Genomic DNA, 22,385 nt, shown 5'->3' on the forward strand with positions numbered 1-22,385 from the left:
AGGAATGATAAAAAGGTGAAATTTCGCGCCTTTAATCAGAGTCTATGTATAAAAAGAGGAGGTTGCTCATGTATTTTGGTAAAAAGAATTCAGAGGAACCAGAAATCGTTATGGAAGATACGATAGTATATGCGTGCGGATCAGCAGATTGCAATGGTTGGATGAGAAAAGATTTTGCCTCGGAAAACTATGATTGCCCAATGTGTGGAAGTCAATTAGTTGAGGAAGTCAGGGAACTTCCAAAAATTGAAAATGAGTATAATGCGTTTAAATAAAAGAGGTGAATCATAGCCTCTTTATTTTTTATTTTAAGAAATAAGTATACCGGAGTGGTTTCGTTCTCGCTTAATGCTTTACATATAAAAATATGTATGGTATTATTAAATTTCAGTGTTATGAAAAGAATGCACTGGAGGGTAATTTAAAGTAACATTTTTATTAATAAAATAATTTTTCATCATTTTCATGATGAAGTAGAAACAAGTTAAACACATCTAGAAAAAAGAAATACATGTAATCACCAAGTATTTTCCTCGATCCATTTCTGTTCTTCATTAACTTACTTCTATGTACCATTTATCTTTTGGAATTTAATCTACCCAATTGGAATTACGGACGGTTTTAATTAATAAACATGTACTTACAAGCTTTTATCTGATTCTCGCAGGCGCGGTCTAGGAACCGTATGGATGGGAGAGAGGCAGGGCTTTCATTGTTTTAGGTTTTGGCACTAAAAATTACTCTCATGCTCAATTCGCTTTGAAATGTTCACCGAATGAGCAGGAAGAACCATATGGAATGGATTCTTAAACAGCGCAGTCTCTATTATCTTGAAGGGTAAGTCAGGGACTGTGTTTCATTTTTAATCTGGATTGAACAGACATTAAAGGAATCATTTCTTAATTTAGAATCTTTACTCAAATATATAAAGCATATATATGATATAATGGATAAAGAGATATTAAAAATTCATGTCGTAATCTCAAGTTCTTCCCATTCAAAAAGTTTGGATGAAAGGACAATTATCAAAACTTAGATTTGCGAATGGGTATTTACTCACAATTTAGATTAAACGCCATCTATTCTTCTTTTATCTTTATGGCTTGTGATCTGTTATTCAGGACGGAGTCAATTCAATTCTAAGGAGTGAGATACATGTATAGAAGAAATAATACGGAAGAAATCATTCCTGAAGAAACAAAGGTGTGGGAATGTACATCAGAAGATTGCAAAGGTTGGATTCGCGATAACTTTACAAGTAATGATGAACACGTTTGTCCGTTATGTAGCAGCGAGATGAAACCTGGCACCAGAATGCTTCAAGCAATCAACAATCCAAGAAACTATTAAGGCTGTATAAAAAAAGCTGAAGGGGATTCCCCTTCAGCTTTTTTTATCTTTTTGCCAATCGGATACGGCAAAAAGCAAGTGAATGATTAGTGGATATCTTTTTTCTTGAATCGACCGCCTCGAACTTCCGCGATATCCCCTACGGCAAGAAATGCAGATGGATCGAAGCTTTTGACTATCTCTTTAAGTTTAGCTTCCTCAAGCCTGTTTATTACACAAAAGATGACTTTTTTATCATCACCAGAATAAGCACCTTCACCAGCTAAAAAGGTTACGCCCCGTCCAAGGCGATTCATGATGGCTTCGCCGATATCATCAAATTCATCACTGATTATCCAAACAAATTTGGATTCGTCCAAACCTGCGATAACGATATCCATCGTTTTATATGCCACGAAGTAAGCTATGATCGAATACATGGCACGATCCCACGAGAAAACGAAGCCCGCACTGCCAAGGATGAATAAATTAAAAAACATCACGATCTCCCCAACGGAAAAAGGAATCTTCTTGCTGGCTAGTATGGCAAGTATTTCTGTACCATCCAATGAGCCGCCATATCGAATGACCATTCCAACACCAATGCCAAGAATCATTCCGCCGAAAGCGGACGCTAGGAGGATATCTTGAGTGAAAGCTGGTACATGATGAAGCAATGTAGTGGTAATGGAAAGGACTAAAATTCCATAAAGAGTAGATAATGCGAAGGTTTTTCCAATCTGTTTATAACCGATAAAAAAGAAAGGAAGATTCAAAATGAAAAGAAAGATACCGAGCTTCCATCCAGTGATGTAAGATAACATAATCGATATACCCGTTATGCCCCCGTCGATTACGTTATTCGGCACTAAAAAAATCTCCAGGCCGACAGCCATCAAAACCGCACCAATTGTAATTAATAGACCTCTCTGTAATATTTGTCTCAGTGTTAATTTTTTATGCTGGGTCTTCTTTTGCATAATTTCTGTTGTACTTGCACCCGCTAGGTCTGACATAATCATGCCCCCCACTCCTTCTCTCTATATAAGTTCTATTTAATTATAAACCTATAGGTATAATTAAATAAAGTAATTAACATTTTTGATTAATATATTCCTGAATAATTATTTTTATTGATAATGTCCCGCAATGATGAAGCAGGGTTTTGTGAAAGCCTGTCATTACATGTATTCCTATTCTACTCCATACAAAACAATAGTATTTCTCATTTTATTGATTTTATGAAAGAAATATGCATTTTCTTGAGATAGGGCTGCACCAAAAATAATAAGTGTGTAATTATATAGGAATTAGGAAATAAAAACCTTTGAGGTACTATGAATTTCCATTACAATATAGGAGAATAGAACGGTTGAGGTGATAGAGTAAAAAAATGGAACATTCAATTGTGGCATCAAATCCTGTCCTCTTTATGATTGCAGTACTTTTGATAATAATGGCGTGTTATACGGCGTTGGATTTACTGACAACATTATTGACGATAAAGAAATATAAACGTCTGGTGTATATAGGGAGCAGCTGCTCTATGGGAGTGGCTATTTGGACGCTTAATTTTGTAATCATATTCACCCTCGATAATTCAGGAATGGCAGCATACAACTTTTCTACAATAATTTTTTCGTTAGCATTGGCGATTGCTCTCGCAGGGGTTGGGTTATTAGCCATATCGTATAAAACACAAGTGCTGCAAATCGTTTTTTGCGGCTTTATGTTTACGATGGCCATATTATCTAATTATATAATGGGAACATCTTCATTAAACCACTCTTTGCACTTTAGCCCATTGTCGGTCTTCAGTACGCTTTTCAGTAGCTTTATTTTATTCGTAGCAGCGCTTGCAATATTATTTTATTTTAATAAATTAAGTCAATCTTCGCTAAAACCAGTCAGTACACTCATGATGAGTGGGTCAATCATTGAAGGCTATTATCTTTTTTTGAGAGTATTACCCATGAACGCGAAAAATGAAATGGGTGAATTTGTTCCACTCACTCCATTTATGCTTTATCTTACATGCTTTGTTTCATTATTCATCCTTGCCAGCTTGATAGCTTCAAGTACGATCGTAGGCCGACGGTTGGCAAAAAGTGATAATACTGTGAGCGATATCCGTTATGCTTTAGATCAATCGGCGATCGTCGCCATCACGGATGCAAAAGGAATCATTACATACGTTAACGAAAAATTCCTGGAAATATCACAATATGAAAAACATGAACTAATAGGGGAAAATCATTCTATCATCAATTCTGGTTATCATGGAAAAGAATTTTTCACTGATTTATGGCTGACGATCAGCCAAGGGAAAACATGGAATGGTGAAATATGCAATCGAGCTAAAGATGGTAATGTTTATTGGGTGGATACAACTATCGTTCCTTTTATGAAAAAGGGTAAACCATATCAATATATTTCCATCCGTTCGGATATTTCCAGTCGTAAAAAAGCAGAAAATGCTTTAAAGGGGTCAATCAAGGAACTGGAAGATATGCATTATGCAATCAACCAATCCCTGATTGTGGCGATTACCGATGATAAAGGAGTCATAATCGAAGTGAATGAAAAGTTCTCGGAGGTTTCCGGTTATGGAAGAGGTGAATTGATAGGCCATACCCATAAGATAGTTAATTCTGGATACCACTCAAAGGAATTCTTTGAACAAATGTGGAAGACCGTCCATGAACGGAAAGTTTGGAAAGGGGAAATTAGAAACAAGGCGAAAGACGGTGGTTTTTATTGGGTCGATACAACAATTGTTCCATTTTTCAGCAAAGAAGGAAAGCCATTTCAGTTTTTGGCACTTAGATATGACATAACTGAGCGTAAACAATCGGAAGAGATGCTCCAACGGCAGGATAAATTAGCCGCTGTCGGTCAGCTTGCTGCTGGAGTGGCACATGAAATTCGAAATCCGCTGACCTCCATGAAAGGGTATACGGAATTTTTGCAATTGGACGAAACGGACGAAAATAAACAAGAATTTCTGGAAATAATCATGGATGAAATCAATCGTGTGAATGAGATAGTTGAAGAGTTCTTACAATTGGCCAAACCACAGGCCTTGATATTGGAAACGAAGAATCTTGTGCCGATCGTTCGAAACGTTGTATCTTTGACGGAGTTTGAAGCCAGGAAGAAGAACATCACGCTGATTTCAGATTGTAATCAAGAAGAGATCCTCGTTCGTTGTGATGAGAATCGATTAAAACAAGTCATATTGAACTTCATAAAAAATGGTATGGAAGCTATGCCTGATGGTGGGTTCATAAAAGTCATTACTGAACTTAAAGAGAATAAAGTGCATATATCCATTATCGACACAGGAATTGGGATGCCGCCAGAACAGCTTAAGAGACTGGGAGAACCATTTTTCACTACGAAAAAATCTGGTAATGGGTTAGGTCTCATGATCAGCTTTAAAATTATAGAAAGCCATTTGGGAAATGTCTTTGTCGATAGTGAGGTCAATAAAGGTACAATCTTTAATATCGTGCTCCCTGTTTAAAATACCTAATAGGAAGCAATGAAAAAAATCAACACTTTGTATAAGGTGTCTGCATGGGGGAACTGGAATTGGAAAAACAAAAGCAGGTCAATATTATTAGCTTGAAGGTATTTTACCTTTTTTCTTTTTTTGCAGTGGGAAGTTTAACACCTCTACTAAGCGTTTATTTGGCCAATGAGGCAGGTTTGTCTGGTATTGAAATAGGTACGATCATGTCTGTTGGACCGATAGTGATGATCGTTTTTCAACCTTTTTGGGGAATTGTCTGTGATTGGAGCGGGAAACCAGCCAAAATACTTGCAATAACATCGTTGCTTGCTGGTGTATTTGGTTTAGGATACTTGCTGTTCGAGCACTATTTACTTATAGTATCCGTCGCAATCGCTTTAGCTATCTTTCAAAGTGCTATAATACCAGTTTCAGATAGCATCACTCTTCAATATACAACAAAAATCAAATCGAATTATGGGAAAATCCGTTTATTCGGATCTCTTGGTTACGGTGTGGCCGTTTTTGTAATGGGAAAGTTATCTGAATCCTTCATGGGTCCTTCCGTTATATTTTATGCCTTTTTCTTCGGCCTGCTGATCGCGGCTAGTCTGGCTCTTCGCTTGCCCGAAGATCCACCTGGGGGGAAGGTGAAACTTTTCGGTGGAATGAAAGAATTGATTACTATGAAACGTTTTCTTATCTTTCTTGCTATAACGTTCTTGCTTTTTGGTCCTAATCTTGCAAATAATGTATACTATGGTTTGTTTGTCGAGGCAAGAGGCGGAACATATACAGGAATTGGCATTGCGTTCCTATTAGCTGTATTATCGGAAATCCCCTTTATGAGAATGGCAGGTACCTGGATTCATAAGATAGGCCTGCTGCCAATTACCTTATTGGCTGGAACGGCTTCATTGGTCCGCTGGGTTTTGTACTTCACCGAACCAAGTTTGGCTACCGTATATGTGACTTCGATCATTCAAGGGTTTTCACTTGGCTTATTCATTCCAGCAGCTTTACAATATATCAGGGAAGTTGTCCCTGCACGTATAACAGTAACAGCTATAACGCTTTATTCCGCCATAGGCAATGGATTGGGGAACTGGTTCAGTACCTTCAGCGGCGGGATAATCTTGGATAAATCAGGTATATATGCGGTCTATTTATTCTATGGTTTCCTCACGCTGATTGGGATGCTGCTTACAATATGGCTCATGAGGTTAGATAAAAAATTAAAAGTAATAGGAAAACCCATAGGAATATAAGAAAAATGATGGAAAATATCTTTTGGAAATTTTTTCTTATTCAAAGCGAGGGACCTCTTCACCTTCCATGGTGAAAAGGTCTCTTTTTTACTAGTACATATTTGTAGGAAAGGCTCCGTTAATGATAAATAGATTAAACATGCTTAAATGACAGGTTAATTACCAGAAGTCAATTGTTATCACTTGCGGCCGTCCCGAGCGCCATTTTCAGTGTTTGGCATAATATTTCCGGGCCTTTGCTTGCAACCCACTGGTCAAAAAGAGCAGTCAAAATCAAAGGGAATTCCGTGACGGGTAAGGAATCGAATAAACAGTAATTCAAAAAAGGCAGAAAGGGATTAAATGAGTCCCACTCTGCCTTTTTTTATTGATAAAAGGGTAAGAGCGCAGTTTATAAAAGAAATGCTGTTAACGATTGGGATAAATGGTATCTGGAATTTTTAACCAAATCAATCAGTTTTTTTGTTTTTGGAAAAAATATGATTTAATGGAAGATAGAGAATGAATGGAAGGATGAGTGTTTTTGAGCAAACCAAAAGTGTTGGCTGCTACCATCGTATCAGCTCTTATCGGACTGTTTTTTTTATTTTGCCTTGGATGGGCGATTATTGACCATTATGGAAAAGGAACTTCCGATATGGAAGCAATTGAAGAAACCACCATTAAAAATGATCTTCCTGATGATTTTACCGTAGTGGCGATAGGCGATTCATTGACACGTGGCACAGGTGATGAATCAGGCAAAGGCTACGTTGGACTTGTTGTTGAAGATTTGAAGAGTGAATATAATAGAAAACCAATCATTCATAACCTCGGAATTAATGGACAAGTGTCTAAAGAATTGGTGCAGCAAGTGAAACAACCGGAAGTGAAGCGCCAAATCCAAGCAGCTGATGTTATTTTAGTTACAATCGGGGGTAACGATTTATTTCAAAAAGGGCAGACCCTGATTGAATATGATCGTGAAGCTACATCTGTTTCGCAAAAGAATTTCTTGGGAAATTTACATGAAATTTTTAAAGATATCAGTAAAGTCAATGATACAGCTACCATTTTGTTGCTTGGCCTATATAATCCATTTATAGATTTGGATGAAGACTTTGATACGAACCGCATCGTACGAGACTGGAATAATGAAACAGCAGAAGTCGTTGCTCTTTATGAAAATGCAATTTTCGTTCCAACATTTGATTTATTCCAATTGTCGGTAAATGAGTATTTGTATTCAGATAAATTTCATCCTAATAAAAAGGGGTATCGTTTAATTGCTGATAGAGTTGCTCCTCTAATAAAATGGGAGGATGTGGAACGATGAAACAGGTGACATTGTCTGTCAGGGACTTGAAAAAAAAGATTGGCAAAAGGGAAGTTATTAAGGGAATAGATTTTGAACTGAATGAAGGTGAGGTTTTCGGCTTTTTAGGACCGAATGGAGCAGGTAAGACGACGACGATACGTATGCTGGTCGGTTTGATTAAGCCAACCTCGGGTTCCATCCATATATGTGGGTATGATGTTCGTCAGGAATTTACGAAGGCTATGAAGCAAATGGGTTGCATCGTTGAAAACCCAGAGTTATATCCATTTTTGAGCGGGTGGGATAATTTGCTCCACTTTGCAAGAATGTTACCTGAAGTTGATGAAACAAGAATGATCGAGGTTGTCGAACTCGTCGGTCTGCAAGCGAGAATTCACGATAAAGTGAAGACCTATTCGTTAGGTATGAGGCAGCGTTTAGGAATCGCACAGGCAATGCTGAACAGCCCTAAGTTATTAATTTTGGATGAACCGACTAACGGTCTAGATCCTGCCGGAATCCGTGAAATGCGACAATTCATTAGAAAGTTGGCTGAAGAAGAAGGTATGAGTGTTCTGGTTTCTTCACACTTATTAGGTGAAATACAGCAACTTTGTGACCGGGTCGCAATTATTAAAGGTGGGGAAATTATCAAGACGGATACAGTGGAAAGCTTATTATCCACGCAGGAGCGAATAATTTGGCGGGTGGAACCTATTCAAAAGGGAGTGGAAATTCTTGGCAGTTTCACCGATATTACCCTAGATCAAAAATATATCATTACCGCTTATGATGAACTCAAAACACCCGAATGGAATGCTGCACTTAACCAAGCGGGGGTGAGGGTGCATGAAATGAATCGAAAGCTCCCTGGATTGGAAGAGTTGTTTTTGCAAGTTACCGGTGTCGGAGGTGCAGGCATTGAATAACTTGGTTCAAAATGAAATGATGAAGTTGTTGGCAAAGAAACGGCTAATCATAATCGGTATCATCGTAGGAATTTTAGTGCTGATGTTTACATATGCCCAATACAAACAAGTGGAAGAGCAGCGGGAGAAGTTGGGAACTGATGATTGGCGTGCAGCGCTTCAGCAGCAAATCATTGATACTCAAAATCGTTTGGGCTCGAATAGGATGCTGGATGAGTGGCGTGAACAGCTGCAAGTAAGTCTGAAGCAGCAGCAATATTATCTTGATCATGATATCAACCCCTCAGAACCAGGCGCAGCCACTTTTACACGCATGTTTTTGGAAAATGCAATTGATTTGTTCATTCCGTTGTTGATCATGATTGTGGCTAGTGATATGGTTTCTTCCGAAAATAGTCAAGGCACGATCAAGCTTCTGCTGACAAGGCCAGTGGAGCGCTGGAAAATCTTATTGAGCAAATATGTAACATTAATATTATCGGTTTCGATTATCGTGGCGATGACTGCCTTCTTGTCTTACCTTTTATCAGGAATCGTTTTCGGATATCAAGGATGGGGGGCCCCCGTAATAACCGGATTCGAATTGAAGGGGGCTGATGTGGATGTCAGTCAAGTAAGGTTAGTTGAACAATGGAAATTCCTATTGATGGATTTGGGACTTGTCTGGCTGGTCGCGGTTGTTGTAGGGACCCTTTCTTTCATGCTTTCGGTTTTAGTGAGAAGCACCCCTGCAGGCATGGGAATCATGCTGGCTGCATTGATTTCCGGGGCTATATTGAACAATATGGTGTCTTCATGGGAATCAGCGAAATATTTCTTTATGGTGAATTTGAAGTTGACTGCTTATATTAGCGGGACAGCTCCACCGATAGAAGGGATGACTTTATTATCCTCTGTCATTACCTTGCTCGTTTGGTGGGCTCTTGCTTTAATTGTATCTTTTACAGTGTTTATCCGGAGGGATGTATACTGAGAAACAGCTTATATAAATTATAGGTTGTTTTAGTTTGTTGACAAAAGGGGGTTCAGAAGTGTTGCACCCCGAACAATGAATTTAACAGAAGATTCGTTATACTCGCAAGCCGAGACCCTGCTAGACGCTTGCGGCGAGGAGGCTTGGCAGACAGTCGGCGGAAAGGGAGCGGATTACTGAAATCATCTGCAACTTTTTTAGGAATAAAAAAACTTCGAATTTGTCTGTCTACAGTCCGAAACAGCCTATATAAATTATAGGTTGTTTTTTATTTTCTTGTACAGGGTATCCATTTTAAAACAGTATGTTCAAAATTAGGAGGGTTATAAATGGATGATAATCATTTGAATGAAAAATTGATGCCGATGACTTCAGTTTCCAGTGGAGATGTACAGATAATAAATGAGGATATATATTGTCTGTCCGTCCAAATCGCTAATGTGATTTTTGTAGGGTCACCCAAAGATGAAAAATGGGTATTGATAGATGCTGGGATGCCGCGTTCAGCCATTGCCTGATGCCCCGGGCTACGCGATTGGAAATGGGTTCACACCCCTGGCCATTCAAAAGGACATATTTCACTTTTTCGCGAAAGTGACCGAAGTTTGATTGCTGGAGATGCTTTTGTGAATGTCAGGCAAGATTCCCTATACAAGGTTATCACTCAGGAGAAAGAAATAGCAGGCCCGCCGCGGTATTTGACAACCGATTGGGAGGCTGCCAAAGAATCGGTAAAGTCATTAGAAAGTCTGAAGCCGGCTGTTGCCATAACGGGTCACGGGTATCCTGTTGAAGGGAAAGAACTGGAAATGGGTTTATCAAAGCTTGCAAAGGAATTCGATTCATTAGCTAAACCGGATCATGGGAAATATGTGGAATGAAGCGTGAACGTGTTTCATGAATAATTTCTCTTCAGAAGTCAAAAATAAACAAGCAACTTATGAAAAATGGAGGGATATTCGTGGCTAAAATAAGAGATATCATGACAACAGACGTGGACTGTTGCACTGCGGAAGATAATATATATGAAGCAGCAGTCAAAATGAAGAATGATGATGTTGGTGTCATTCCTGTTTTAGAGAATAACCATTTAATTGGTGTCATTACAGACAGGGATATCGTCATTCGCTGTGTTGCCGAGAAAAAGCCGAATTCGACTAGAATTACCGATGTCATTTCCACCAACCTTGTAACAGGCACACCTGATATGTCAGTGGATGAAGCTGAGGAGTTAATGGCTAACGAACAAATCAGAAGGCTTCCTATCCTTGAGAATGACAAGCTGGTCGGAGTCGTGGCATTAGGTGATCTTGCTGTACACCATCAGACAAATTCAATGGCGGGAAATGCTTTAAGTTCAATTTCCGAGGACAGAGATCAAATTCAACACTAATAACAAAAACTCTGTTAGCTTTTGCTAACAGAGTTTTTGTTATTAAAGATGCTTATTGAACCATCCTTTGATTTCCTCAACATGTTGCAGGCGCATTTTTGGAGATCCGCTTCGGGATACCTCATGAGTTTCATCTGGGAAGGAAACTAGTACCGCTTCTTTATTTTGCCGTTTTAAAGCGACAAAAAATTGCTCGCTCTGTTCAATGGGACAGCGGAAATCCTTTTCACCGTGAAGTAAAAGTAAAGGGGTATTCACATTGGAAACATATTTTAAAGGAGAGTGCTTCCATAATTTTTCAGCAGAGTTAACGATATCGCCGCCTACTTCCCACTCTGTAAAATAATACCCAATGTCGCTGACCCCATAAAAACTTAGCCAGTTACTAATGCAACGCTGAGTCACAGCGGCCTTGAAGCGGTTAGTGTGTCCGATGATCCAATTTGTCATGAACCCTCCATAACTTCCTCCGGATACCCCTAAATCTTCATGCTCTATAAAATCATACGTAGCTAAAACGTGATCAACTCCAGCCATTAAGTCCTTATAATCCATGCCTCCATAATCGCCTCTGCAGGCATTTACGAAGTCTTGACCATATCCTACACTCCCGCGAGGGTTAGTGAACAATACAGTATACCCTTCATTAGCCAAGGTCTGGAATTCATGTACGTAGGTATTGGCATACATCATATGCGGACCGCCGTGGATTTCTAAAATGAGTGGGTATTTTTGATTACCATTAAAATCGGTCGGTCTCATGATCCAGCCGTGGATGGTAAGTCCATCAACAGATGGAAAAGTAATGGGTTCAGCCATGGACAAATGTTTATCCTTCAAAAAATCCTCATTAACAAAACTGATTTGTTCCTTATCGCCATTGGTAAGGTTATAAGCAAAGAGATCGCCGGGATGAACAGGTGTACTGATGGCCACGACAGCACGGTGGCTTTCGGGATCTATAGTCAGGCCGTATATATGCTGCGGGTCAAGGATTGATGGATACATAGCTCCTTCAATCGAACCATAATATACTCCGGTATTTCCGTAATCGCTTATTAAAAAGTAAAATCCTTGGCTATCGTTTGTCCATAAAATACCTGGGTCGACGGCTCCGATTTGGAAATCCCCAATTGCGGAATCTCCAATTTGGACGTCCCATCCATCGGTCAAACACTGAGTCGTTTGATCGAAAATGGAATATAACCAGATATTTGAAAAGGTGGCACCGGCGAATTCTTTATTATGGCCAATGAAAGATAGATATTCGCCATTTGGAGACCATTTCGGATCTCTAAAGAAACCTGTACCATCCGTTATCTTCTCTAAAGATTTCGTTTCAAGGTCCATGATGAAAATATCGGAAAAAAGTTCATCATCACTTCTTTCTGCATCCCCGCTTATGTATGCAATATGCTGACCGTCTGGGGACCATGCATTCGGATGATGATCAATATTGTTTTCCGTTAGCACAGTGGATTCTCCCTTAAAAATTTCCACTACAACCAGCTGCTGATATAACTGATCAAAATAGCCTCTCCCATCCCATTTATACTTAATCCGGTCATACCTATTAACTTCTTTGGATAGATCATTTTCCTTAACCGTATTAAGGTTTTCGCCCTCCTTTAACCCGGTAGAAAGCAGCAACTTGGTGGAGCAAGGAGACCAAATAGGCTTTGATACACCGTTAACGAAATGGGTGAGCTGTTGTGCTTCCCCACCAATGCTCCCAATAATGTGGACTTGTTTTTTACCTGATCTATCTGATATAAAGGCGATATGCTTGCCGTCGGGGGACCAGGCTGGTGATGTATCACGATTATCCCCAAACGTCCATTGCTTTGTTTCATTCGTAATCAGGCTGAACATAAACAGATTGGAAATGTATTTTTCCGATTTTTCATCAATTCTAGTTTGGACATAAACCGCCATGCTGCCATCCGGTGATAGCTTTGGATCGGTCACTGATTTCAAGTGAAATAAGTCTCTTGCTGTTATACCTATTTTGTACATCCTTTTCACCCTTTCATTTCTCATAGTTATGTATTTCGCTAAAGAGAAATATAAATCCTTTAGTAAATGGTAAACGCGTAATGTTTATTTATCAAGGACGAAAGAAATGAAAAAAATCCGGCCTATTCATCAGGTCGGATTATCAGGATATAGAAAAAAACTTACAATTACTTATGCATGTGTCGTGTATGTGGGCGGTGCGGCGGTATTTGGAAATTATGTTCTTCCATCATTTTATAATGTTTTTCAAAATGTGAAACCATTTTATCGGCTTCTTCTTTCGAAAGCGCACCATATTCGACATATTTTTCGATCAATATCTTTTTGTCAGCGAGTATCTGCTTTTGGATCTTGGCGATTTCAGATTTTTGAGCTTCGGTGAATTGTACACTTTCCGTTTTTGCTTTGTTTTCCTCTGCAGCCGGGTGATTCAGGTTGACTAAGAATAGGGAACAGGCTGTCAAACAGATGACTAAAAACTTTTTCATGAATGAACGACTCCTTCTTTTGTTTTTTTCTGCCTTATGAAGAACTGTAGAATCTTTAAAACCTGAAAGATTCTTCCTAATGGTGAAAGTTTTCAATATGGAAGATTCCTCATTTCCTTATTATCATTTACAGCATTTACAGTTTTATGTAAAAAATTTGGTAAGGTTTTGTTACAGAAAGATATGGGTAATTTAAATGTAAGCAGAAAAATTTGATGTAACTTCTTATTAATAAAAATCTTTTAAAGAAGGGAAGAAAGGGGGATTATCATGATATGGACAATTATTGGTTTAATAATATTATTATGGGTTCTTGGTTTAGTCTTTAAAGTGGCTGCAGGCTTTATACATATCTTGCTTATCATCGCGGTCATTCTCATTTTGGTTAAAGTTTTTAAGGGAAGGAATCGAATGTAGATATGAATCGAAGGCTAACGTGGAAAAGTTTATAAATACCAATGTAAGGGCGGCCTGGTGAACAGGTCGCCTTTTAATTTTCAATTAGTCTGTCAATCATATGGCAGTGGCTGTCCCAACAGCCTCTTATGAATCCAAATCGCTGCTTGGGTCCCATCCCCCATCGAAATTGTGACTTGTTCGGAATGGGCAACGAGGTCGCCGCCTGCCCAGACTCCTTTAATATTCGTTTCTTTAGTCCGGGGATGAATCACGACATGATTGTTTTCATTGACTTGCACACCTAATTGTAAGGCTAGGTCATTATTAAGTTTGTTCCCTTTAAACGCCGTGAATGCCTTTTCAGCTTCGATAATTTTACCAGATACTAATTGTATGGCCTTTAACTGCTGTTTGGCATCAACATGAACCTCACAAACTTCCTCTTCGATTACGGGAATCTGATTTTCCTTTAACTTTTCCCTATACACATCATCAATTTTTGATTTCAAATGATTTACGTAAATGATATCTTTTGACCAATATAATAGAGTAAGCGCCATGCCTGCACCCGCATTTCCGCCTCCAAGGACAACAGTTTGCTTATCCATAATCTCATACCCATCACAGTCAGGGCATATATATGTGGATGTCCCAAGGGTTGGATAGATGTTTTTGATTGGAGGAATATTATCGGTAATGCCTGTACCAAGAAAAATCATTTTTGCTTGATATTCCCTGTCATTTTTTGTTTGGATAAAGAACTTGTCCTGCTTTTTTTCAAGAGATGTCACTGTATCATCCAAGAATTCGACACCGAATTTTTCAGCGTGCTGTCTGCCAAGCGTCCTTAATTGTTTGCCGCTTACCCCATCCGGCCATCCAAGAATGTTATGGTAAGCCTTGGCAATGGAAGAGCGACCTTGAGCAGAATCAATGACGATAATATCATGTTTATATCTTCCGAGCTGGATGGCTGCCTGAATACCGGCTATACCTCCACCAATAATAATGCAATCTGCTTGTTTCATGAATTCACCGCCCATAAATTTGGAATAAACCTAGTGTTATTCTATCTGTAAAAAATATACCACTAGTCGCTGGCGCTTAAACAAAAAAGGAGGAAGTCCGCTGCTGGCAGACCTTCCTCCCTTTCTTTAATGCTTATATCATTGATTCTGTATTGGCTCGAGCCATTCTTGTGCCCAATTTTGAATTTCCTTCATTACCGGTGCAAGAGCCTTGCCTTTTTCAGTTAAAGAATATTCAATCCTGACCGGTGTCTCAGGATATACGTCCCTTTTAACAATACCTTCAATTTCCAAGTCTTTTAAACGTTCAGAAAGAATCCTGCCGCTTATCGGGAATGCAGATTCAATATTACAAAACCGTTGAGGGCCATTAAGTAATTGATTGACAATCAATCCAGTCCAGCGTTTACTCAAGATTTGCATTCCTTTTTCAAATCGTGGACAAAGTGTCGTATTATTCATCATATCACCTCATTATTAATATATTATAATGCATTTACCTCATATGTAACAACTTTACCGATAATTATTTAGTTACTAGAGATGTTATAGTATAAGAAATTTATGAGCTTACTTTTAGTATCATGAAAAGTATCCGCCTCGGAATTGCCACATTTTTTTAAAAATGCGCTTAAAAAAATTGTGTTCTTTAGAGATAACATGAAAAATATGTTATTTTAATATTGAAGTTAAAGTTTTGCAATGGAAGGATCCGTGGGAAAGATGAGTGATTTACTGCAAGAGGCCGTATCCTTTATCAGGACAAGTTACCCGGAATTATTGAAAACTGAAGAGGACATAAATGGCAGGATCGAACAAATTAAAAAGGAAATAAATGAAACAGGCATATATGAACATACAAATGAAGAATTGGTTTATGGTGCTAAATTAGCTTGGCGTAATAGCAATCGATGCATTGGGCGCTTTTTTTGGGAGTCGCTGAGGGTGATTGATAAAAGGATGATTCAAAGCGAAGAAGAAATTGTATCGGCTCTCTTTGATCATATCGAATATGCTACGAATAATGGGAGCATCAGACCTGTGATTACAATTTTCAAACAGAAAGATCGTAATCGAAAAGTGGAGATTTGGAATCATCAGCTTATTCGGTATGCAGGATATGAGACGGAACATGGCGTAATCGGCGATTCAAGTTCAATAGAGTTCACCAAGCAATGTATGGCATTAGGATGGGAAGGGAAATTCGGACCTTTCGATATTTTACCCATTGTAGTCCAATTGGACGGAAAAACCCCTAGTTTTCATGATATACCTGAATGCCTCGTTAAAGAAGTTCAAATCACCCACCCTGAACTGACATGGTTCAAAGATCTTCAAATCAAATGGTATGCAGTTCCAATCATATCTGGTATGAGGCTGGAAATTGGCGGTATTACTTATTCAGCTGCACCATTTAATGGGTGGTACATGGGAACGGAAATCGGTGCCAGGAACCTTGCTGATGAAGAACGCTACAATATGTTACCGGCAATCGGGGAGAGGATGGGCTTGGATATTAAACGTGATTCGAGTTTATGGAAAGATCGAGCCCTTATCGAACTGAATGAAGCAGTCCTTCATTCGTATAAAAAACACGGAGTCAGCATTGTTGATCACCATACAGCAGCTAAACAATTCAAGAAATTCGAAGAAAAAGAACTCTCTTGTGACCGGAAAGTAACGGGGGACTGGACCTGGTTAATTCCACCGGTGTCTCCAGCCACAACACACGTTTTTCATAAGCCATATAACAATGAAATAATGAAACCTAATTTCTTATATCAAATTCCTCCATATAAATAAAGGTTTATAATAACTGGCGTAGGGTATATATATAGCAAGCCAATAAATAAGGGGGAAGGTAATGATGGCATTAGGAAGAAACGTGGTATTACTAGGAGTCGGAGTTGCCGGAGTCTCATTTTTATCGAATAAAACGAACAGAGGTAAAGTGAAGGACATATGGTCCAATGCTAAAGCAAAAACAGTAGGCTTTTGGAATAGGACGGCTTCAGAGCTGGATCCTGTAATTGAAAAGGCAGGTCACCCTGATCCATATGATCATGACGATAATAAAATGGTAGATGAAGGCGCCATGTATGGTGTTCACTATTATAATAATGTTAAGCATGGATAAAGTAATCAGACTCGCTTGGGGATACCCAAGCGTTTTTTTTTTTATATAATTTTCAAATGAAAAAATCAGATAATTGCGAATTCGGAATAGGGATTCATGGTATTAAATTCTTTATTGTGCTTTAAATGAATAAGGATTAAGATTAAAGAATCGAAAGGAAGTGGATACGAGTGAGCAGCAGTTCTTATGATCCTGAACCCAGAAAGAAAGAGGAAGCCAATATGATGCTAGAAGTCGAGACTGTTATTCTCCCTGAGTATCTGCTCGAAGAAGGTAAATAAGGCTTTCTCTATAGAAGAGGAGGTCAAGAAATGATTGAAATCTACAAGACGGATGAAAACCGTCACCTAAACAATATCGAGGACATGACAAGAGGTTCCTGGGTGAACATTGTTGCGCCCACAGAAGCTGAAATAGATTATATATGCACGACTTTGAATTTACCGATTAATTTCATGAAAGATCCGCTGGATGATGAGGAAAGGCCTCGAATCGAAAAAGAGGATGATAATGTTTTAATTATTGTCGACTTCCCATATTTGACCAGGGACGAAGCCGACTTACCGATCTTTGAAACGATTCCCATAGGTATGATCTTTACCAAAGACTGTTTCATTACGGTATCTTTGAAAGAAACACCGATATTGGCGAATTTCAAAAACAATAAGATCAAAGGATTTTTCACCAATAAGAAAACAAGGTTTGCCTTACAATTATTATTTGAGATTTCATCCTATTATTTACGTTACCTGAAACAGATTAACAAGATGACTAATGAAGCAGAACGTGAATTGCATCAGTCCATGAAAAATAAAGAATTATACACTTTCCTTGCTTTGGAAAAAAGCCTGGTTTATTTTACAACATCATTGAAATCCAATCGCGTAGTGCTTGATAAGATCCTCCGTTTTAATTATTTGAAAATGTATGAAGAAGATAAAGAATTACTTGAGGATGTAATCATCGAAAATGCTCAGGCAATCGAAATGGCAGAAGTGTATCTATCCATTCTTAGCGGTATGATGGATGCATTCGCTTCGATCATTTCCAATAATGTCAATAATGCCATGAAGTTTCTAACCTCAGTGACCATTATTTTAACGCTGCCGACGATGGTAGCAAGTTTTTACGGAATGAATGTGGAACTGCCATTTGAACATAATCGGTTTGCTTTCATATTTACATTATTAATTGCCATCACATTGGCGGGCACGACGGCATTCATTTTTTGGAAGAAAAAATATTTTTAAGATAAACCGGCTTATTAAGCCGGTTTTGTTTTATTCTTCAAAAAAATCAGCAAATCCTTCACTGTTAATCCGATCGTTATAAGGGTTCTCATCCTTTACATTCTTTGCATCCAAATTTGTTTTAATCACTAAACGGGGACTCTGTGATGCTTCTCTGATGATACGGTCGTTCAACTCTTTAAAATCCGGTACATTCTTATTGCCGGGTCTGTTTGGTTCCAATAAAACCACCTCCATTAGTATCTTTACAATAAATGATGGGGTGTATTCATGAATATTCTTAGGTTTGGGAAGTATAAAGGACTGAGGAGGAGATCATGATGACCAAATGGAACGAGCAAGCAGCTCTCAATAATAATTTAAGGGCAAGTGATTTAAACCCAGATGGAGCCGATAAAGCAAAAATGGATTCAAAAACAATTGATGGAGATCAATTGAATGATCTAAAGATCCAAAGGGAAATCAGAAAGCAAAATATATAAGAGAAGTCCCTGATCGTCAAAGTAAAACAGCACAGGATCATGCAGAGGAAAACGCTTGGCGGTTAACCAAGCGTTTTTTTTTGCGTATTCCATAGTGGTTTAGGATTCTCTTTTATCATGTACGCTTTTGCTTTTTATGAGAAGAGGGTTGAGTAAAGGACCCGGTTTCTTTCGTAGTGGTACCTTGCCCCTCTACCTGAGAAGAACCTAAACGAGTTTGTGAAGCATCTTTCTTGTTTTTTCCATTCATGTTTATCACCTCGATATTACTTTCCCTATTTCCTTTGCATCCTATACATATATTGAAGGTGAAAAGGACAGGTTAGAAGGTAGAGGAGGTGTGTGTTGATGTCAAGAATCGGTGTTGAAGAATCATTAACGAATATTCAGGAAGTACTTCGTGAAAAAGGTTTTGATGTTGTGGAGATTAAACAAGAAGCTGACGCAAAAAACGTGGATTGTTGTGTGGTAACAGGTTTGGAAAGTAATATTATGGGTATAAGCGATACTTCATTAAAAGCGTCTATCATTGAGGCAAATGGTTTAACGGCTGATGAAGTGTGCCGCGAGGTTGAAAATAAAGTGAACGCCATTCAATAGTTCAAAAAGTGCCTAAACCGATATAGGGTTAGGCACTTTTTCTGTTCGGGGTTACTATGCTATGGAAATTGTCGCAATCAATTCCACCGCTACATTACCTTTGATCGCTTTAGAAATCATACATGAAGTTTCAGCTTTTTCAGCAAGTTTCCTCGCTTTTTCAACCACTTTTTCAGAAGTACCCGATACTAATATGAGTGCAGGGCGATGGATGATTTTCTTGTAGGTGAATACACCATTTGTAACATCCACTAACGCTTCCGATTGCATGGTCAAGCTCACCTTTTCTATATGGGCTCGCTCTAACATGGCAGCAAAGGTAATGATATAGCAGGTCGATGCCGCCCCAAGCAGCATTTCATCGGGATTAGTGCCGATCCCTGGTCCCTCCATATCAGTAGGAATACTTATCTGTGTTTGAAGATTCCCTGAATGAATCGTGCCGATATCATTTCTGCCGCCGGGCCATTCCGCGGTTAAATGAAAGTGATGTATCGTCATTTTTTCAACCTCCTTACTATTCTATAGTGTAAACGATTAAACAGGTTAAGTATCCGATTTTGCTCACTCAGTCGAATAATCCAGCAATCGTACGAATTAAGTTTTGAAACGGCCGAATAATTCGCCAGAAGGCCGAAAAAAGTGTGGAACCGGTCGAATAATCCGCCAAACGGCGTGAAAAAGTAGCTAATCGAACAAATAATCTACCGCTAGGCAGAATTAGTTCCCGTTAGGGCAAAATTTCCACCAGCCGACCGAAGCATTCGAACGGAAAGGTATTATTGATATAAAGGATACATGTTGTTGAAACAAAAGGCAGAGGCATTAGGCTATTTTAAGCACAATATTGGATAGGCTTTTCTATAATGATATAGACGGTTTTATATAAATAATACTTCATTAAGGAAGGGCTGAAAAGTTGACTACATTGAGTAATATGTTCGATTTGACTAATAAAACGGCTATCATTACCGGCGGCGGCAGAGGACTGGGCAAACAGATCGCCATGGCGTTGGGGGAGGCTGGTGCAAATATAGTCATTGCTTCACGAAATCTTCCTGTATGTAAGGAGGTTTGTGAAGACTTGCAAGCGATGGGTGTTAATGCCGTTGCCTTTGAATGTGATATCACGGATGAGAGTGCCATTGACCATGTCGTCCAGGAAACGGTTGCTCAATTCGGCACGATTGATATTCTTGTCAATAATAGCGGTACGTCCTGGTCAGGTCCGCTTTTGGATCTTCCCAAGGATAAGTGGGAAAAAGTATTGAATGTTAATGTTACAGGTACATTCCTGTTTTCACAGGCTGTAGCGAGGGTCATGAAGCAGCAAAATTCCGGAAAAATAATAAATATTGCATCGGTAACTGGTCTTGGCGGGACATTTCCTGAGTTATTGGATACGATCGCTTATAACACCAGTAAGGGTGCCGTCATTACAATGACCAAGGATTTAGGAGTTAAACTTGCTAGATACGGCATCCAAGTCAATGCAATTGCACCTGGATTTTTCCCGACTAAAATCACAAAGGAAATTCTTGGAAAGTCTAACTATGACATATTAGGTAAGACTCCGGCTGGCAGATTTGGCGATGAAGATGATTTAAAGGGTGCCGCCGTATTTTTAGCCTCAAAGGCTTCTGACTATATGGTTGGCCATGTTTTGATCATTGACGGTGGAATATCGGCATTAGTGTAAACGGAAGAGAAAGGAAGGAAGAAATATATGGCGGGAAAATCAAATTTTTATAAAGGGCTTAAATTACTAGGCGCACAAAAAGAGCAACAGCTTAATGGTAAAATTCAGAATTTGCTAAATAATCGTGAGTTAATAGAAGCAATAAGCGACAATGCCCAAATGCAGATTCCAAGAATAAATAGAATGCAGGAAGCCTCAGAAAGAATGTCCATCATCATGAATTCCCCAACAAAAAAAGATGTGGTGAGTGTAGCGAAATTAGTCATCCAGCTCGAAGAAAAAATTGATAGGTTAGAAGAGCTGGTCTCTATACTTGTTGAGGATAGGGGAGGGAACGTCAGAGGTAATTCTTCAGTTCGTAATAAACGCAATGCTTTTTCATCGGGCAGTAAGAAAAAGAAGTCAAGTTGGGAATCCAATGAAATGGATGGGCGTAAAAAAAGGATATCGGATTTTATAAATAACTCCTTATTGTCAAGCTCACAGTTACCTGAGTTCGATTCACTTGGACAGGGGAATTCAAATGTCTAAGCGGAAAGTGCCGAAAAATCAATCCGAATCCATAAATAAATGGAAACATTTTATGGATATTCCCAATCAGCCAATGCCTGAAATGGGACTGACGCCGAAAATAGCGGTGTGGAAAAAAAACAAATCAACGCTTTGGTATTATCCATCAGCACAAAAAAAATATGATGTGCCGGTTTTTCTTATATATTCACTAATCAATACTCCTTTGATTCTTGATTTGTCCCCCGGGAATAGTTTAATAGAATCTTTTGTAAATGAAGGTTTTGATGTGTATTTGCTTGATTTTGGAAGTCCGGGCTTTGAAGATGGTGAAATATCGATCGAAGATTATATCGTCGATTATATTCAAAAAGGAGTACAGCGTGCATTACGCCACTCTGGAGCATCAGAAATTACAGTCATGGGGTTTTGCCTCGGCGGTACAATAGCCGCAATATATGCTGCCATTGCAGACGAGCCAATCAAGAATTTGATCCTCTCCGTTACACCGGTAGATTTCAGTGCCTCAGAATTTTTTGATCAATGGCAGGAAGCGTTAAAGGAAGGTACCGCGGATTTTAACGATACGATTGATATTTATCAAACGATCCCAGCCAGTGCAGTTAAATATGGAATCCGGTTAATTACATCTCCTATCTATATATCACCCTATTTATCTTTATTGAATCAAGCGGATGATGATGAGTACGTTCAAAATTGGCGCCGCTTCAATGCTTGGGCCAATGGGCATGTACCATTATCCGGAGCAGCCGCAAAACAAATAACCAAAGACCTTTTGATAAAAAATAGCTTGGTTAATGGAGGATTTAAGGTAAGGGGAAAAAAAGCTAAGCTTTCGAAAATTGATGCTAGTGTCTTGGTAATAGCGAGTAAGTATGATCGATTGGTCCCGCAGGAAATGATTTATCCGGTAATGAAGCATTTAACATGTAAGGATAAGACATATAGCCTAATAAAAAGTGGACATGCTGCTAAACAATATTCCGGTGTACTCCCATATTATTTGAAAGAATGGCTACCAGGACGTTCTTCACCAATTCAATAGGTTACTA

General features: G+C 38.8%; 25 protein-coding genes and 2 pseudogenes. 19 read left to right on the forward strand and 8 right to left on the reverse strand.

The window, feature by feature from the left end:
* Window positions 1-68: 68 nt before the first annotated feature.
* Entirely contained in the window at window positions 69-275 is a 207-nt protein-coding gene (locus BS1321_RS24630; RefSeq protein ID WP_061463486.1) for a cold-inducible protein YdjO-related protein, read from the forward strand.
* An 880-nt stretch (window positions 276-1,155) separates the two neighbouring features.
* Window positions 1,156-1,350 carry a cold-shock protein gene (locus tag BS1321_RS24635; RefSeq protein ID WP_034307294.1) on the forward strand — a complete coding sequence of 65 codons (195 nt, stop codon included), beginning with the start codon at window positions 1,156-1,158 and terminating at the stop codon, window positions 1,348-1,350.
* Between the two features lie 86 nt (window positions 1,351-1,436).
* On the opposite strand, the gene BS1321_RS24640 is transcribed toward BS1321_RS24635, so the two are convergent.
* Window positions 1,437-2,345: a YitT family protein gene (locus tag BS1321_RS24640; protein ID WP_063234478.1), complete on the reverse strand. Its 909-nt coding sequence runs from the start codon at window positions 2,343-2,345 to the stop codon at window positions 1,437-1,439.
* 377 nt (window positions 2,346-2,722) lie between these two features.
* Between BS1321_RS24640 and BS1321_RS24645 the strand changes: the two genes are divergently transcribed.
* From BS1321_RS24645 to BS1321_RS24675, 8 genes and pseudogenes are all read left to right on the forward strand, one after another.
* The gene (locus tag BS1321_RS24645; protein ID WP_063234479.1) at window positions 2,723-4,855 is read left to right on the forward strand and encodes a PAS domain S-box protein; all 2,133 of its coding nucleotides are present in this window, start codon (window positions 2,723-2,725) and stop codon (window positions 4,853-4,855) included.
* Window positions 4,856-4,923: 68 nt separating this feature from the next.
* The gene (locus BS1321_RS24650) at window positions 4,924-6,111 is read left to right on the forward strand and encodes an MFS transporter (protein ID WP_411836490.1); all 1,188 of its coding nucleotides are present in this window, start codon (window positions 4,924-4,926) and stop codon (window positions 6,109-6,111) included.
* Between the two features lie 182 nt (window positions 6,112-6,293).
* Window positions 6,294-6,428 (forward strand): annotated as a pseudogene (locus BS1321_RS28315) (hypothetical protein); the annotation flags it as partial.
* 206 nt (window positions 6,429-6,634) lie between these two features.
* Complete coding sequence (locus tag BS1321_RS24655; protein ID WP_069981736.1) at window positions 6,635-7,426, forward strand: SGNH/GDSL hydrolase family protein; 792 nt, start codon at window positions 6,635-6,637, stop codon at window positions 7,424-7,426.
* Window positions 7,423-8,337 carry an ABC transporter ATP-binding protein gene (locus tag BS1321_RS24660; protein WP_063234481.1) on the forward strand — a complete coding sequence of 305 codons (915 nt, stop codon included), beginning with the start codon at window positions 7,423-7,425 and terminating at the stop codon, window positions 8,335-8,337. The genes BS1321_RS24655 and BS1321_RS24660 overlap by 4 nt, the downstream gene beginning before the upstream one ends.
* On the forward strand, window positions 8,330-9,310 hold the full coding sequence (locus BS1321_RS24665; RefSeq protein ID WP_063234482.1) for an ABC transporter permease: 981 nt from the start codon (window positions 8,330-8,332) through the stop codon (window positions 9,308-9,310). The genes BS1321_RS24660 and BS1321_RS24665 overlap by 8 nt, the downstream gene beginning before the upstream one ends.
* A 329-nt stretch (window positions 9,311-9,639) precedes the next feature.
* Window positions 9,640-10,191 (forward strand): annotated as a pseudogene (locus BS1321_RS24670) (MBL fold metallo-hydrolase).
* Between the two features lie 80 nt (window positions 10,192-10,271).
* Window positions 10,272-10,703, forward strand: a complete 432-nt coding sequence (locus tag BS1321_RS24675; protein ID WP_063234485.1) for a CBS domain-containing protein — start codon at window positions 10,272-10,274, stop codon at window positions 10,701-10,703.
* Between the two features lie 42 nt (window positions 10,704-10,745).
* On the opposite strand, the gene BS1321_RS24680 is transcribed toward BS1321_RS24675, so the two are convergent.
* Together BS1321_RS24680 and BS1321_RS24685 are read right to left on the reverse strand one after the other, a co-directional pair.
* Window positions 10,746-12,719 (reverse strand): S9 family peptidase, encoded by a 1,974-nt coding sequence (locus BS1321_RS24680; RefSeq protein WP_063234486.1) that lies wholly within the window; start codon window positions 12,717-12,719, stop codon window positions 10,746-10,748.
* Between the two features lie 167 nt (window positions 12,720-12,886).
* Window positions 12,887-13,207 carry a YckD family protein gene (locus tag BS1321_RS24685; protein WP_144476789.1) on the reverse strand — a complete coding sequence of 107 codons (321 nt, stop codon included), beginning with the start codon at window positions 13,205-13,207 and terminating at the stop codon, window positions 12,887-12,889.
* 270 nt (window positions 13,208-13,477) lie between these two features.
* Between BS1321_RS24685 and BS1321_RS27700 the strand changes: the two genes are divergently transcribed.
* Window positions 13,478-13,624: a lmo0937 family membrane protein gene (locus tag BS1321_RS27700; protein WP_144476786.1), complete on the forward strand. Its 147-nt coding sequence runs from the start codon at window positions 13,478-13,480 to the stop codon at window positions 13,622-13,624.
* 92 nt (window positions 13,625-13,716) lie between these two features.
* On the opposite strand, the gene BS1321_RS24690 is transcribed toward BS1321_RS27700, so the two are convergent.
* Together BS1321_RS24690 and BS1321_RS24695 are read right to left on the reverse strand one after the other, a co-directional pair.
* The gene (locus BS1321_RS24690) at window positions 13,717-14,634 is read right to left on the reverse strand and encodes an NAD(P)/FAD-dependent oxidoreductase (protein ID WP_063234523.1); all 918 of its coding nucleotides are present in this window, start codon (window positions 14,632-14,634) and stop codon (window positions 13,717-13,719) included.
* Window positions 14,635-14,772: 138 nt separating this feature from the next.
* Window positions 14,773-15,096: a catDE operon transcriptional regulator CatR gene (locus BS1321_RS24695; RefSeq protein WP_061463475.1), complete on the reverse strand. Its 324-nt coding sequence runs from the start codon at window positions 15,094-15,096 to the stop codon at window positions 14,773-14,775.
* Window positions 15,097-15,357: 261 nt separating this feature from the next.
* On the opposite strand from BS1321_RS24695, the gene BS1321_RS24700 reads away from it, so the two are divergent.
* The 3 genes from BS1321_RS24700 (at window position 15,358) to BS1321_RS24710 (ending at window position 18,021) form a co-directional block, all read left to right on the forward strand.
* The gene (locus BS1321_RS24700) at window positions 15,358-16,437 is read left to right on the forward strand and encodes a nitric oxide synthase oxygenase (protein ID WP_063234524.1); all 1,080 of its coding nucleotides are present in this window, start codon (window positions 15,358-15,360) and stop codon (window positions 16,435-16,437) included.
* Window positions 16,438-16,498: 61 nt separating this feature from the next.
* Window positions 16,499-16,771 carry a hypothetical protein gene (locus BS1321_RS24705; protein WP_063234488.1) on the forward strand — a complete coding sequence of 91 codons (273 nt, stop codon included), beginning with the start codon at window positions 16,499-16,501 and terminating at the stop codon, window positions 16,769-16,771.
* 311 nt (window positions 16,772-17,082) lie between these two features.
* On the forward strand, window positions 17,083-18,021 hold the full coding sequence (locus tag BS1321_RS24710; RefSeq protein WP_063234489.1) for a magnesium transporter CorA family protein: 939 nt from the start codon (window positions 17,083-17,085) through the stop codon (window positions 18,019-18,021).
* A 30-nt stretch (window positions 18,022-18,051) separates the two neighbouring features.
* Here the strand turns inward: BS1321_RS24710 and BS1321_RS24715 are convergent, their stop codons facing one another.
* The gene (locus BS1321_RS24715) at window positions 18,052-18,252 is read right to left on the reverse strand and encodes a hypothetical protein (protein WP_373459029.1); all 201 of its coding nucleotides are present in this window, start codon (window positions 18,250-18,252) and stop codon (window positions 18,052-18,054) included.
* An 86-nt stretch (window positions 18,253-18,338) separates the two neighbouring features.
* Here BS1321_RS24715 and BS1321_RS27705 point away from each other — a divergent pair, with 86 nt between their 5' ends.
* Entirely contained in the window at window positions 18,339-18,503 is a 165-nt protein-coding gene (locus BS1321_RS27705) for a hypothetical protein (RefSeq protein WP_155726494.1), read from the forward strand.
* Window positions 18,504-18,618: 115 nt separating this feature from the next.
* Here BS1321_RS27705 and BS1321_RS24720 read toward each other — a convergent pair whose 3' ends face one another.
* Window positions 18,619-18,753 (reverse strand): YuzL family protein, encoded by a 135-nt coding sequence (locus tag BS1321_RS24720; protein WP_094246662.1) that lies wholly within the window; start codon window positions 18,751-18,753, stop codon window positions 18,619-18,621.
* Between the two features lie 98 nt (window positions 18,754-18,851).
* Here BS1321_RS24720 and BS1321_RS24725 point away from each other — a divergent pair, with 98 nt between their 5' ends.
* Window positions 18,852-19,103 carry a YkuS family protein gene (locus tag BS1321_RS24725; protein ID WP_063234491.1) on the forward strand — a complete coding sequence of 84 codons (252 nt, stop codon included), beginning with the start codon at window positions 18,852-18,854 and terminating at the stop codon, window positions 19,101-19,103.
* Between the two features lie 54 nt (window positions 19,104-19,157).
* Here BS1321_RS24725 and BS1321_RS24730 read toward each other — a convergent pair whose 3' ends face one another.
* Window positions 19,158-19,604: an OsmC family protein gene (locus tag BS1321_RS24730; protein ID WP_063234492.1), complete on the reverse strand. Its 447-nt coding sequence runs from the start codon at window positions 19,602-19,604 to the stop codon at window positions 19,158-19,160.
* A gap of 436 nt (window positions 19,605-20,040) precedes the next feature.
* Between BS1321_RS24730 and BS1321_RS24735 the strand changes: the two genes are divergently transcribed.
* From BS1321_RS24735 to BS1321_RS24745, 3 genes are read left to right on the forward strand one after another with little or no spacing between them, the layout of a single operon-like run.
* Entirely contained in the window at window positions 20,041-20,802 is a 762-nt protein-coding gene (locus BS1321_RS24735) for an SDR family oxidoreductase (RefSeq protein ID WP_063234493.1), read from the forward strand.
* 27 nt (window positions 20,803-20,829) lie between these two features.
* A complete protein-coding gene (locus tag BS1321_RS24740; protein ID WP_063234494.1) occupies window positions 20,830-21,333 on the forward strand; it encodes a hypothetical protein in 504 nt (167 codons plus the stop codon).
* Window positions 21,326-22,378 (forward strand): alpha/beta fold hydrolase, encoded by a 1,053-nt coding sequence (locus BS1321_RS24745; protein WP_232522734.1) that lies wholly within the window; start codon window positions 21,326-21,328, stop codon window positions 22,376-22,378. Before BS1321_RS24740 ends, BS1321_RS24745 begins: the two co-directional genes overlap by 8 nt.
* Window positions 22,379-22,385 lie beyond the last annotated feature (7 nt).

It is taken from the genome of Peribacillus simplex NBRC 15720 = DSM 1321, from assembly GCF_002243645.1.
Lineage (GTDB): Bacteria > Bacillota > Bacilli > Bacillales > DSM-1321 > Peribacillus > Peribacillus simplex.